This is a genomic window from Flavobacterium xinjiangense, from assembly GCF_900142885.1.
Taxonomy (GTDB): Bacteria; Bacteroidota; Bacteroidia; order Flavobacteriales; family Flavobacteriaceae; genus Flavobacterium; species Flavobacterium xinjiangense.
In genome coordinates this window covers 307508-320292 of record NZ_FRCL01000002.1, presented here as the reverse complement: position 1 = coordinate 320292, position 12785 = coordinate 307508, and the positions used below count along the sequence as shown (strand labels likewise).

Genomic DNA, 12785 nt, shown 5'->3' with positions numbered 1-12785 from the left:
ATGTAATACAGAGCAATTCTCTTACCCTATAAAATTTACCACATTCCAATACTAAAAAGGAGTGATTGAATTTCTGTTTTATTTATTTGCATAACAAGTATTTATCACTATAAAATCACAAAAAAATAACGGAAGCATTTTTTATCAAAAGCGATCTTTACTATCCAAAGCGTTAAATCTTCCTGTTAAATCTCCGAAATCGTAATAGTTATGAAAAAAATATTATGCATGCATAGTATTTATTCGAATTAAAATTTTAAATTTGTAAAAGAAATTAAGAATAATTAAATATATACTTATGAAAATATTAGTTTGCATCAGTCACGTTCCTGATACTACTTCAAAAATTAACTTTATCAATGGTGACTCTGAATTTGATACTAATGGTGTACAATTTGTGATTAATCCAAATGACGAATTTGGTTTAACACGAGCTATTTGGTTCCAAGAACAACAAGGCGCAACCGTTACGGTTGTCAATGTTGGAGGACCAGAAACAGAACCAACTTTAAGAAAAGCATTAGCAATAGGTGCAAACGAAGCCATTCGTGTAAACGCAAATCCTACTGACGGATTTTTCGTTGCCAAACAACTTGCTGAAGTAATCAAAAACGGCGGTTACGATGTTATTATCGCTGGAAAAGAATCTTTGGATTATAATGGAGGAATGGTTCCTGGAATGATAGCCGGAATCTTAGGATACAACTTCCTAAATTCTTGTACTTCCATAACGGTTGACGGTTCAAATGTAAAAGCAGTTCGTGAAATTGATGGCGGAAAAGAAACCGTTGCTACTACTCTACCTTTAATTATTGGTGGGCAAAAAGGATTGGTTGAAGAGAAAGATTTGCGTATTCCAAACATGAGAGGAATTATGACTGCTCGAACTAAAGCATTGACAATTCTTGAGCCTGTTGCTGCACCAATAGAGACAAAAGCGGTGAAATTTGAAAAACCAGCTCCAAGATCTGCCGTAAAATTAATTTCTGCAGATAATTTAGACGAATTAATCAATTTATTACACAACGAAGCGAAAGTAATCTAGTAATCCGTTTTCAGTTACAAAACTTTAAACCTAACCCGAGAGCTTTACTCGAACAGGCGAAGCAAACTTTAAACTTTAAATAAAAAATTATGTCAATATTAATATATGCAGAATACGCAGAAGGAAAATTCAAGAAAGTAGCTTTCGAATTAGCTTCTTATGCAAAAAAAGTAGCGGAATCGTTAGGAACAACTGTAACGGCAGTGACTGTAAATGCAGGAGATGTTTCAGAATTATCAAAATACGGCGTAGACAAAGTATTAAAAGTAAACAACGATAAATTATCAGGTTTTACAGCAAAAGCGTATGCTGATGTAATCAAACAAGCTGCTCAAAAAGAAAATATTAAATTAATTTTACTTTCTTCAACGACGGACAGTATTTATCTTTCATCACTTGTTGCAGTAGCTTTAGAAGCTGGTTATGCTTCAAATGTTGTTGGTTTACCGGTTTCAACATCGCCTTTTCAAGTAAAAAGAAATGCTTTTTCAAACAAAGCATTCAACATCACTGAAATTGACACTGATGTAAAAGTGCTTGGACTTGCCAAAAACTCGTACGGAATTGTTGAAACTGCCTCTACATTAACTGAAGAAGATTTCAACCCAACTATTGGAGACAATGATTTTGGTGTCAAAGTTGAATCAGTAGAAAAAGTTTCCGGAAAAGTTTCTATCGCTGATGCTGACATAGTTGTTTCTGCTGGTCGCGGATTAAAAGGACCTGAAAACTGGGGAATGATTGAAGAATTAGCTTCAGTACTTGGTGCTGCAACTGCTTGTTCAAAACCAGTTTCAGATTTAGGTTGGAGACCTCATGGAGAACACGTAGGACAAACTGGAAAACCGGTTGCCACAAATTTATACATTGCAATTGGAATATCAGGAGCAATACAACACATTGCAGGAATCAACTCTTCTAAAGTAAAAGTAGTAATCAACAGTGACCCGGAAGCTCCCTTCTTTAAAGTGGCTGATTACGGAATTGTTGGAGATGCATTTGAAATTGTTCCAAAATTAATTGAGAAATTCAAAGCCTTCAAAGCACAAAACTAGTCTCTTTAATAAATCATCGAAATTGCTATCAAAAAAATAAGATATTTGTATCTTTGCTTTTAGATAGCAATTTTTTTTGCACCTTTTATTATTAAAAAAGTACACGGTACTTTCCCATTACAACAATTATGAGCTTAGTTAAATTATCCATAAAAGGAATTTCATATAGTCAAACTCAAAACGGAGCGTACGCTTTGATTTTGAATGAGGTTGATGGCGAAAGAAAGTTGCCTATTGTCATAGGTGCTTTTGAAGCGCAATCTATCGCTATTGCTCTAGAAAAAGAAATAAAACCACCACGTCCTTTGACGCATGATTTATTCAAAAATTTTGCAGAACGTTTTGATATCACTATAAAACAAGTCATAATCCACAAACTGGTAGATGGTGTTTTTTACTCCAGTATCATTTGCGAAAGAGACAAAATTGAGGAAATAATAGACGCACGCACTTCTGATGCCATAGCATTGGCGCTACGATTCAATGCTCCTATTTTTACTTACAAGAACATCCTGGACAAAGCCGGAATATATTTAAAAGCAAACCCTTCAGATGCAAATAAAGACTCTCAAGAATTAGATGATGTTCTTTCTAATCCAGACACTTTCGGGAGAGAAGAAGAAAGCAATCAATCCGGGAACACGTATTCAAAGCATAGTTTACAGGAATTGAATGAGTTACTCGACCAAGCCGTAACTCATGAAGATTATGAAAAAGCAGCAAAAATTAGAGATGAAATCTCAAAAAGAGAATCGTAAAAAAGCTTTAAGCTTTAGGTTATATGCTTAAAGCAAAAAACAAACTTTGATTTACAACTTATAGCCTAAAGCATAAAACACATGAAGCAATATTTAGATTTAGTGCAACACGTTATGGAAAACGGTTGTCAAAAAGGAGATCGAACAGGAACAGGAACAAAAAGTGTATTTGGTTACCAAATGCGTTTTGATTTAAATGAAGGTTTCCCAATGGTTACCACTAAGAAACTGCATCTAAAATCTATAATATACGAATTGCTTTGGTTCTTAAAAGGAGATACAAATATTAAGTACCTTCAAGAAAATGGAGTAAAAATATGGGACTCTTGGGCTGATGCCAATGGCGACTTAGGACCTGTTTACGGTCATCAATGGCGCAACTGGAACAGCGAGGAGATAGATCAAATCACGGAACTAATTACAGAACTTAAAACCAACCCAAACAGTCGTAGAATGCTAGTTTCGGCTTGGAATCCTTCTGTGCTTCCTGATACTACAAAATCATTTGACGAAAATGTAGCCAACAATAAAGCCGCATTACCTCCTTGTCATGCTTTCTTTCAGTTTTATGTTTCTGACGGAAAATTATCCTGTCAGTTATACCAAAGAAGTGCCGATATATTCTTGGGAGTTCCCTTTAATATCGCTTCATACGCATTGCTGACAATGATGATTGCGCAAGTTTGTGATCTTGAAGTTGGAGAATTTATCCACACTTTTGGTGATGCTCACATTTATAACAATCATTTTGAACAACTTGAATTACAATTGTCCCGAGAGCCGAAATCCTTACCAAAAATGATTTTGAATCCAGCCATAAAAAACATATTCGAATTTGATTTCGAAGATTTCACTTTAGAAGGATACGAGCCACATGCCCTTATAAAGGGGTCTGTTGCAGTTTAAATCAAACTGAATCCTTACCTAAAGAAACACCGATATAAAAAATAATCCGCTATAAAGCGGATTATTTTTTATTTAATTATATAGACAAAACGCTATTTTCTGCTCCAGCAAAATCATTCCATTTGAATGAATCTGCACCAGGCTCATTTACGAATTGACCATCTATTACATATTTAAACTCATAAGATGCATCTTTGTTCAAGTCAAAAGTAGCTTTGAAGGTTCCGTTTTTTAATTTACTTAATACTCCTTCAGCTAAATCCCAACCATTAAAATCACCAACTACTGATGCTGATGCTGCTTGCTTTGCTTCTACCGAAAATGTAACTTTACAAACTGGTTTTGTTTTTACAAATTGTTTCTTTATCGACATAACTATTTCATTTTTAGATTTATGAGACAAAGAAAATGAATTCAGTTGGACTTTCAAAAAACCACCCTAAGTTTTAATGAAATGAGTTAAACACTGTTAATTTTTTAAATGTTTTGCTTTTTTTAAAGTTTAAATTTAGATTTCCAAAATAAGAAAACGTTTTCTCCCTAAATAATACACAAGCAAATATTACCATTCCGAAATAAATTTTATCTTTATAAAATAAAAATAAACTATGGAAAAAGAACTACATGAGCAATATGAATACGCTCGAAGAAGAATAAAACAAAAAAAAGGGCTTTATTTTCATTCTGTTTTATTTCTGTTAGGGAGTTTATTTCTATTTATTGCCCATAAATTTCTCAATATTGGCATAGAAACAAATTGGTGTATTTGGGTAATTACTATATGGTTTTTCCTTTTTATTCTGCATTTCATAAAAGTATATATAACCGATCGTTTTATGAATAAAGATTGGGAAAGAGAACAAATAGACCGACTGGTTGCTTTACAGCAAAAGAAAATAATCCAACTAGAATCACAGTTAAATGAAGAATCCGCTACATAAAATTTAAAAAAATGATAGTAATGATTGCGGCTGTAGCCGAAAACAATGCACTTGGAAAAAACAACGAATTAGTTTGGCATCTTCCAAATGATTTCAAAAGGTTTAAAACACTTACCTCAGGGCATCACATAATAATGGGTAGAAAAACATTTGAAAGCTTTCCAAAACCTCTACCCAACAGAACACATATAGTTATATCCAGACAGGAAGATTACCAACCAGAAGGTTGTTTTGTAGTAGACAGCATGGAAAAAGCAATAGAAATATGTCCTAAAAATGAAACTACATACATTATTGGCGGGGGAGAAATCTATTATTTGGGATTGCCGTTTACGGATAAAATTGAAATTACACGAGTGCATGAATCTTTTGATGCAGATGCTTTTTTCCCAGAGATAAATCTTGAGGAATGGGACAAAACAACTTCAGAATTCAATAAGAAGGATGAAAAACATCTATTCGACTACAGTTACGATACCTATTTAAGAAAATAAAAAACATCCCATTCGGGATGTTTTTTTTTACAATGATAAGAGAAAATGACCTACTCTTGAAACAGTATTTGATAACATAAAAGAAAAATTACAAATATTAAAAATACTCCAGAGATGAAGATAATAACATTTGACGTTTTTTGAGAATACATCTCAAAGAAGCCTTTAATACCAAATACCACGAAGGTACTAAAGACGAAGAAAACTAAAATTTCCAAAAACAAATTTAATCCTAAGAACGTATTTTGCGCTTTCAACAAAGTACCATTTAACAAAATAGTACTTTCAACACCGCTTACAAGAACAAAAGAGATTGTTAACGCAAGAAAAAACCACTTTGTTTGGGTCATTAAATCCCTCTTAATCATTGATTCTAATATTTAAAACTAGAAAGTAAAATTCAACATTAAAAATTATCCTTGCAATACCCACTTTTAGTGATATTTCATTTTTTTTAAAATAAATAAAAGATTCATTTTTCTAACCATTCAAACAAAATCGAATTCAATTTTACAAACCCATTTTTAGTTCGTACGGTTTGTATTATATTTGTGGAAATAAAATTAAAATGTCAAAAGATATTACTCCATATAAAAATTCAACTTTAGGAAAAAAAGAACAAGTTGCGCAAATGTTTGATACAATATCCGGAAATTACGACAACCTTAATCGTGTCATTTCTTTTGGAATTGACATAAAGTGGCGTAAAAAAGTATTGCAAATCGTATCCGAATCTAATCCTAAAACAATTTTAGATATTGCGACAGGAACTGGAGATTTGGCAATTTTGATGGCGCAGACCAATGCGGAGAAAATTATTGGCTTAGATATTTCTGCTGGAATGCTTGAAGTAGGCAAAAAAAAGATTGATACTAAACATCTTTCTAATACTATTGAAATGATTTTGGGAGATTCAGAAAACATGACTTTTGAAGACAACTATTTTGATGCTATTACCGTTGCTTTTGGTGTCCGAAATTTTGAAAACTTAGAAAAAGGATTGGCTGAAATACTACGAGTTTTAAAACCAAATGGTGTATTTGTAATTTTAGAAACATCGGTACCTGAAAAAACACCATACAAACAAGGATATAATTTTTACAGTAAAAACATACTTCCACTTATAGGTAAATTATTTTCAAACGATAATGTAGCTTATGGCTATTTATCAGAATCTTCAGCTGCATTTCCTTATGGAGAAGCGTTAAACAATATTTTGAGAAAAACTGGGTTTATAGATGTTATAGCAATGCCACAAACATTTGGCGTGGCTACCATTTATTCCGCTTCTAAAAAATAATACTGAAGAACATTTAGAATAAACATGAAAAAAATAGTTTGCTTAATTCTCTTTGCTTTCACATTGAGTGGATCTGCACAGTTTACTAAAAATATGTTCAGTAAGGACCCTATTATTAACTTAGAAAATTTTCAAAATAAAAGACTTTATTTTGGATATTTTTTAGGCTTCAATTCCTATGATTTCAAAATAGATTATAAAACAGTAGGTCCCGATATTCAAGTAAAAAAATCAACTGGATTTAATGTGGGGATTGTGGGTGATTTAAAACTTCATGAATACATCAACTTGCGATTTGAACCAGGATTATATTACACAACAAGAGAGTTAATGTATCCCAATTTCACAACTGAATCTGATGCTTTAAGACAGGTAAACAGCACCTACATTCACTTGCCTTTATTATTGAAATTTTCTTCTCTAAGAACAGGAAATGTTCGTCCTTATATTGTAGGAGGACTATCGACAACTTTAAATTTATCCAGTAATTCAAAATCTGCAGATGACAATTCCGGACAACGATTTAGAGTAAAACCTTGGACTACCAACTATGAAATGGGTTTTGGAATTGATTTTTTCTCTCCTTATTTCATATTTTCGCCTTCTATTCGAGGTGTTTTTGGGCTTAGAGACGAATTGATTCGAGACAACGATCCTAACAGTCCATGGACCAGCAATATCGAATCCATAAAATCAAGAGCCGTTTTTATCAACTTTACTTTCCATTAAAAAATAGTTTACCGTTTTCAGTCACAGTATTCGGCTCTCACTGCAAACTGCTCCCGAAGCTTCGGGATGAATACTGAATACTAGCCTCGGCGAAACTCACTCAAAACAATAGCGGTAGCGGTGGCAACATTCAAACTTTCTGTTTTTTGGATGTCTCCAAAACGAGGAATAGTCAATCTATTTTGAATTAACCTCTCTAATTCTGCCGAAATTCCGTTAGCTTCATTTCCCATTACAATAATTCCTTCCTGCGACAAACTCGTTTTATAAATATTTTCACCATCCATAAATGTTCCAAAAACCGGCAGTGTAGTTTGCGCTATAAAAGCATTCAAATCAACATAATTCACATTTACTCTGGCTATGGAACCCATTGTGGCCTGCACGACTTTTGGATTATAAATATCAACGGTTTCCTTAGAGCACAGCAGCTGATTGATCCCAAACCAGTCACACAACCGCAATATAGTTCCTAAATTTCCAGGATCGCGAACGGAATCAAGAGCAAGAATCAGTCCCGATTCAATCCTCTCTTTCTCAACAGGAATTTTAAAGACTGCTAAACAAGAGTTTGGAGTTGACAAAGCGCTTATTTTCTTTAAATCATTGTCGTCAATAAGTGTCTTTTTTACTTTCGAAACTTCTTCAAAATCGTTTAAAGTCGAATACAAATGTTCCAGTTCAAAATTAGACTGCAATAATTCTTGAATTACTTTTACGCCTTCGGCAAAAAATAATTTATTGGTGTTTCGATATTTTTTTTGCTGTAAACTCGTTATAAGTTTTATTTGGTTTTTACTAACCATAAAATAATGTACTTTTGAATTAAATATTTATAACAATTGAAGAAGATTTCCACAAAAATAACAGCATTTATTCTAATAGCAATATTTATTTGCGCATGTAATGCTGTAAAACGAGTTCCCGAGGGAAAATTACTGCTTACAAAAAACGAAATTAAGGTAAATGATAAGACCACAAAAGAAGAAATTGTTTTTAATCAACTGTATCAAAAACCCAACAGCACCTTTCTAGGCTATCGATTGCGATTGAATTTATACAACTTAGCTAACCTGAATCCAGACTCTACCTATCAAGCTAAATTTACTAATAATCCCGGAAAATATGAAAGAAAATCAAAATGGCTATCAGCAAAGCAAGTTGACAGACTGGGTCAGTCTTTCTGGTATCACGGCATCCATGATTTTTTAAAAAAAACAGGAGAACCGCCAGTAATCATTGAGAAAACGAAAATAGATAAATCCATCGTACGCTTAAGATATTATTATTTTAATACCGGTTATTTCAATGTAAAAGCTAATTATACTATAGACACGTTGAGCATAAAAAAAGCCAAAACAAAATATACTATAATTACAGGCGCACCTTATTCTTTGGACACTATAAAAACAACTATTCTAACTCCTGTCTTAGACTCATTGTATGAATCTATAAAATCGAATAGTTTAATAAAATCAGGCAATCAATATAAAACACTAGATTTTGAGAATGAAAAAAACCGAATCACTACTCATTTTAGGAACAATGGAGTTTATTTCTTCCAGCCTAACTATGTAACTTTTGACATTGACACAATCAAAAAAGTGAATAAGGCAAATGTAAATCTTATCATCAATAATTATTCTTATCAAGAGCAAGATTCAAGCAGAACGGAACCTTTTAAAATGTATAAAATAAGTGATGTAAACATTTACACCGACTATTCGCCAACTAAAAAGCTAAACATAACTGACAGCACCACTTATAACAATTTTAATCTATACAGCCAGGACAAATTAAAATACAAACCGCGCGCAATCACTAATGCAATCTTTATTACTAAAGGAAGTTTATTTGCAGACAACAAAACGGTTTTAACAACACGTTACCTGAATAACCTTAAAATTTTTAATTATCCAAGTATTCAATATGAAGTTGACGCAAGAGATACGACCGCACACTCGTTAATTGCCAAAATCTATTTGTCCCCACGAAAAAAATACAGTTTTGGCACTAACTTAGACTTAACACATTCTAACATACAAGACGTAGGTATTGGATTAAGTGTTTCGGAAACAATCAGAAATGTTTTTAATGGAGCGGAAACTTTAGAAATTGGAGCGAGAGGAAATATTGGTTCCTCAAAAGATTTAGCAAACCCAAAGAATAATTTCTTCAATGTTTCAGAATACGGATTAGATTTAAAATTAAACATCCCAAGAATTTTCATGCCTTTTAGCACCGAAAAAATCATTCCCAAGAGTATGATTCCTTCCACACTTGCCAATGCGGGTTTTGCAAAACAACAAAACATTGGTTTGGATAAGGAAAATTTTACGGGTGCATTATCCTATAACTGGACTCCTAAAAAAAACAATACCGCACGCTTTGATTTATTCAACGTACAATTTGTAAGAAATCTAAATCCCCAAAATTACTTCAATGTTTATGGATCATCGTACAAAGCATTAAACGAAATCGGAAAAACGTATAGCAACAACACTTCTTATTTTGACACTGATGGAAATTTAATAATTGAAGACGGAACTAGCGGTTTCACCAATGATGTACTAACCGGAACCGGAAGTTTTCTTACACCAATAGCGCAAACAGATTTTCAAAGCGTAAAAAGCATCGAAGAGCGAAGAGTGCGACTTACAGAAAATGATTTTATTCTTGCCACCAGTTTCACCTTTTCAAAAACAACTAAAAAAGATTTGTTAGATAACGACTTTTACCTTTTCAGAACTAAAATTGAGTCTGCAGGAACCCTTTTGTCATTAGTAGCAAAAGGCGCAAGTATGCCTAAAAATGTAAATGGAAATCACGAAATATTTAATTTAGAATATTCAGAATATATAAAAACGGAGTTCGATTATATAAAACATTGGGATTTAACTAAAGAAAAAGTCTTTGCCGTTCGAACTTTTTTTGGAATTGCAATTCCTTTCGGGAATTCAGACAACGTTCCCTTTTCAAGAAGTTATTTCTCTGGTGGATCTAATGATAACAGAGCTTGGCAGCCATATGCCTTAGGACCGGGAAGTAGTGGCGCAACTGATGATTTTAATGAAGCAAATATGAAAATTGCCATAAGTGGCGAATTTAGATTCAAACTTCTAGGCAGTTTAAAAGGAGCACTTTTTGCTGATGCAGGAAATATATGGAATGTCTTGGATAATGTTGTTGATGAAAAATCAACTTTTACCGGTTTTGGAGATTTAAAAGACATTGCGTTAGGTTCTGGTTTTGGACTAAGATATGATTTTAGTTTTTTTGTAATTCGTTTTGATTTAGGATTTAAGACCTACAATCCAGCGAATGAAAGCGGCCAAAAATGGTTTAAAGAATACAATTTTGGACACTCTGTTTTAAATTTTGGAATAAATTACCCATTCTAATTCTATTAATTCTTATTTTTGCAAACTAAAAACTAAAAAAATAACTAAAAAAATTACAATGGCACACAACATAAAACCAGGCGTAGCTACGGGAGATCAAGTACAAGAAATCTTCAATTACGCAAAAGAAAAAGGATTTGCATTACCAGCTGTAAATGTTACGGGATCAAATACCATCAACGGTGTTCTTGAAACTGCTGCAAAATTAAATGCTCCAGTTATTATTCAATTTTCTAACGGAGGAGCTCAATTCAATGCTGGAAAAGGACTTTCTAATGTTAATGAAAAAGCTGCGATCGCTGGTGGAATAGCCGGTGCATTACACATTCATACTTTGGCGGAAGCTTACGGAGCAACCGTGATACTTCATACAGACCATTGTGCTAAAAAATTATTGCCTTGGATTGACGGTTTATTAGATGCTTCAGAAAAACATTTTGCTGAAACAGGAAAACCATTGTTCTCTTCTCACATGATTGATTTATCTGAGGAGCCAATCGAAGAAAATATCGAAATCTGCAAAGGTTATTTAGAAAGAATGAGCAAAATGGGAATGACATTGGAAATCGAACTTGGAATTACAGGTGGTGAAGAAGATGGTGTCGATAACTCTGATGTTGACAGCTCAAAATTATATACACAACCAGAGGAAGTTGCTTATGCATACGAGGAACTTTCAAAAGTAAGCCCAAGATTTACAATTGCCGCTGCTTTTGGTAACGTGCATGGTGTTTACAAACCAGGAAATGTAAAATTGACTCCAAAAATATTAAAAAATTCTCAAGATTTTGTACAAAATAAATTCAATACAGGATCTAATCCAGTAGACTTTGTTTTCCATGGTGGTTCAGGTTCTACGCTTGAAGAAATCAGAGAAGGAATTAGCTACGGAGTAATAAAAATGAATATTGATACTGATTTGCAATTTGCATTTACGGAAGGTATTCGTGATTATATGGTGAAAAATATTGACTATTTGAAAACTCAAATTGGAAACCCAGAAGGTGCTGATGCTCCAAACAAAAAATATTACGATCCAAGAAAATGGTTACGTGAGAGCGAAGTTACTTTCAACGCAAGACTTGAGCAAGCATTTGCTGACTTAAACAATGTGAATACATTATAAAAATAGTGGTCAGTTTTCAGTTTTTAGTGTTCAGTTCTCAAATGCTGATAATGGAACACTAAAGCTGATTACAAAACACTGAATACCTGATTACTGAACTCTGAATACTAAATAAATGGCTTGGTTTAAAAGAAAAGAAAAAGGAATCACAACTCCTACTGAAGACAAAATGGACATTCCAAAAGGTCTTTGGTACAAATCTCCGACAGGAAAAATTATTGATGCTGACGAATTGGCTCGCAACTTATTTGTAAGTCCAGAAGATGGTTTTCATGTCAGAATTGGAAGTTCAGCCTATTTTCAAATTTTATTTGACAACAATGAGTTTGTCGAATTAGATAAAAACATGACGTCTAAAGATCCTTTGCATTTTGTGGATACAAAAAAATATGCAGATCGATTGAAAGACGTAATGGAAAAAACCAAACTTAAAGATGCAGTACGTACTGCAGTTGGAAAATCTAAAGGGAAAGAATTGGTAATTTGCTGTATGGATTTCGCCTTCATTGGTGGTTCTATGGGTGCTGTAGTAGGAGAAAAAATCGCAAGAGGAATTGATCACGCTATAAAAAATCAATTGCCATTTGTGATGATTTCTAAATCAGGTGGAGCAAGAATGATGGAAGCTGCTTACTCATTGATGCAATTAGTAAAAACATCTGTAAAACTAGCTCAACTTGCCGAGGCAAAATTACCTTATATTTCTTTGTGTACGGATCCAACTACTGGTGGAACAACTGCTTCTTATGCCATGTTAGGAGATATAAATATTTCTGAACCGGGTGCTTTAATTGGATTTGCCGGACCTAGAGTTGTGCGTGACACAACTGGTAAAGATTTACCGGAAGGCTTCCAGACTGCTGAGTTCCTTTTGGAACATGGTTTCTTAGACTTTATAACTCCGAGAAAAGAATTGAAAGACAAAATTAATTTGTATATCGATTTAATTCAAAACAACGAAATACGATAAATTTAAATCCCGAGCTGATCGGGATTTTTTTTGTTTAAAAAACACAAAGAAAAACGGCTC

13 protein-coding genes are annotated in these 12785 nt (G+C 33.3%); 11 read left to right on the top strand and 2 right to left on the bottom strand.

Annotated features, from left to right (window positions below):
* Positions 1–298 precede the first annotated feature (298 nt).
* From BUC23_RS03655 to BUC23_RS03640, 4 genes are all read left to right on the top strand, one after another.
* Positions 299–1045 (top strand): electron transfer flavoprotein subunit beta/FixA family protein, encoded by a 747-nt coding sequence (locus BUC23_RS03655; protein ID WP_073205575.1) that lies wholly within the window; start codon positions 299–301, stop codon positions 1043–1045.
* A gap of 89 nt (positions 1046–1134) precedes the next feature.
* Positions 1135–2100 (top strand): electron transfer flavoprotein subunit alpha/FixB family protein, encoded by a 966-nt coding sequence (locus tag BUC23_RS03650; protein WP_073205572.1) that lies wholly within the window; start codon positions 1135–1137, stop codon positions 2098–2100.
* A gap of 128 nt (positions 2101–2228) precedes the next feature.
* Positions 2229–2858, top strand: coding sequence for a bifunctional nuclease family protein (locus tag BUC23_RS03645; RefSeq protein WP_073205569.1), 630 nt, complete (start codon positions 2229–2231; stop codon positions 2856–2858).
* Between the two features lie 81 nt (positions 2859–2939).
* Entirely contained in the window at positions 2940–3764 is an 825-nt protein-coding gene (locus BUC23_RS03640; protein WP_073205566.1) for a thymidylate synthase, read from the top strand.
* 76 nt (positions 3765–3840) lie between these two features.
* On the opposite strand, the gene BUC23_RS03635 is transcribed toward BUC23_RS03640, so the two are convergent.
* On the bottom strand, positions 3841–4137 hold the full coding sequence (locus tag BUC23_RS03635; RefSeq protein ID WP_073205562.1) for an isoamylase early set domain-containing protein: 297 nt from the start codon (positions 4135–4137) through the stop codon (positions 3841–3843).
* Positions 4138–4372: 235 nt separating this feature from the next.
* On the opposite strand from BUC23_RS03635, the gene BUC23_RS03630 reads away from it, so the two are divergent.
* From BUC23_RS03630 to porT, 4 genes are all read left to right on the top strand, one after another.
* The gene (locus BUC23_RS03630) at positions 4373–4705 is read left to right on the top strand and encodes a 2TM domain-containing protein (RefSeq protein ID WP_073205559.1); all 333 of its coding nucleotides are present in this window, start codon (positions 4373–4375) and stop codon (positions 4703–4705) included.
* Positions 4706–4716: 11 nt separating this feature from the next.
* Positions 4717–5199 (top strand): dihydrofolate reductase, encoded by a 483-nt coding sequence (locus BUC23_RS03625; protein ID WP_073205556.1) that lies wholly within the window; start codon positions 4717–4719, stop codon positions 5197–5199.
* A 568-nt stretch (positions 5200–5767) separates the two neighbouring features.
* Positions 5768–6499 carry a bifunctional demethylmenaquinone methyltransferase/2-methoxy-6-polyprenyl-1,4-benzoquinol methylase UbiE gene (gene ubiE, locus BUC23_RS03615; protein ID WP_073205549.1) on the top strand — a complete coding sequence of 244 codons (732 nt, stop codon included), beginning with the start codon at positions 5768–5770 and terminating at the stop codon, positions 6497–6499.
* 24 nt (positions 6500–6523) lie between these two features.
* Positions 6524–7228, top strand: coding sequence for a type IX secretion/gliding motility protein PorT/SprT (gene porT / locus BUC23_RS03610; protein WP_073205545.1), 705 nt, complete (start codon positions 6524–6526; stop codon positions 7226–7228).
* Positions 7229–7308: 80 nt separating this feature from the next.
* Here the strand turns inward: porT and BUC23_RS03605 are convergent, their stop codons facing one another.
* A complete protein-coding gene (locus BUC23_RS03605) occupies positions 7309–8034 on the bottom strand; it encodes a TrmH family RNA methyltransferase (protein ID WP_073205542.1) in 726 nt (241 codons plus the stop codon).
* 36 nt (positions 8035–8070) lie between these two features.
* Between BUC23_RS03605 and tamL the strand changes: the two genes are divergently transcribed.
* The 3 genes from tamL (at position 8071) to accD (ending at position 12725) form a co-directional block, all read left to right on the top strand.
* The gene (tamL, locus tag BUC23_RS03600) at positions 8071–10629 is read left to right on the top strand and encodes a translocation and assembly module lipoprotein TamL (RefSeq protein ID WP_073205539.1); all 2559 of its coding nucleotides are present in this window, start codon (positions 8071–8073) and stop codon (positions 10627–10629) included.
* Positions 10630–10687: 58 nt separating this feature from the next.
* Positions 10688–11755 carry a class II fructose-bisphosphate aldolase gene (gene fbaA / locus BUC23_RS03595; protein ID WP_073205535.1) on the top strand — a complete coding sequence of 356 codons (1068 nt, stop codon included), beginning with the start codon at positions 10688–10690 and terminating at the stop codon, positions 11753–11755.
* Positions 11756–11870: 115 nt separating this feature from the next.
* Positions 11871–12725, top strand: coding sequence for an acetyl-CoA carboxylase, carboxyltransferase subunit beta (gene accD, locus BUC23_RS03590; RefSeq protein WP_073205532.1), 855 nt, complete (start codon positions 11871–11873; stop codon positions 12723–12725).
* Positions 12726–12785: the final 60 nt, after the last annotated feature.

Bases quoted from the DNA above. Each gene is read 5' to 3' on its own strand.
- porT (WP_073205545.1), top strand. From the start codon at position 6,524: ATGAAAAAAATAGTTTGCTTAATTCTCTTTGCTTTCACATTGAGTGGA.
- BUC23_RS03655 (WP_073205575.1), top strand. From the start codon at position 299: ATGAAAATATTAGTTTGCATCAGTCACGTTCCTGATACTACTTCAAAA.
- fbaA (WP_073205535.1), top strand. From the start codon at position 10,688: ATGGCACACAACATAAAACCAGGCGTAGCTACGGGAGATCAAGTACAA.
- BUC23_RS03605 (WP_073205542.1), bottom strand. From the start codon at position 8,034: ATGGTTAGTAAAAACCAAATAAAACTTATAACGAGTTTACAGCAAAAA.
- BUC23_RS03640 (WP_073205566.1), top strand. From the start codon at position 2,940: ATGAAGCAATATTTAGATTTAGTGCAACACGTTATGGAAAACGGTTGT.
- ubiE (WP_073205549.1), top strand. From the start codon at position 5,768: ATGTCAAAAGATATTACTCCATATAAAAATTCAACTTTAGGAAAAAAA.
- BUC23_RS03635 (WP_073205562.1), bottom strand. From the start codon at position 4,137: ATGTCGATAAAGAAACAATTTGTAAAAACAAAACCAGTTTGTAAAGTT.
- BUC23_RS03645 (WP_073205569.1), top strand. From the start codon at position 2,229: ATGAGCTTAGTTAAATTATCCATAAAAGGAATTTCATATAGTCAAACT.
- BUC23_RS03625 (WP_073205556.1), top strand. From the start codon at position 4,717: ATGATAGTAATGATTGCGGCTGTAGCCGAAAACAATGCACTTGGAAAA.
- BUC23_RS03630 (WP_073205559.1), top strand. From the start codon at position 4,373: ATGGAAAAAGAACTACATGAGCAATATGAATACGCTCGAAGAAGAATA.
- BUC23_RS03650 (WP_073205572.1), top strand. From the start codon at position 1,135: ATGTCAATATTAATATATGCAGAATACGCAGAAGGAAAATTCAAGAAA.
- accD (WP_073205532.1), top strand. From the start codon at position 11,871: ATGGCTTGGTTTAAAAGAAAAGAAAAAGGAATCACAACTCCTACTGAA.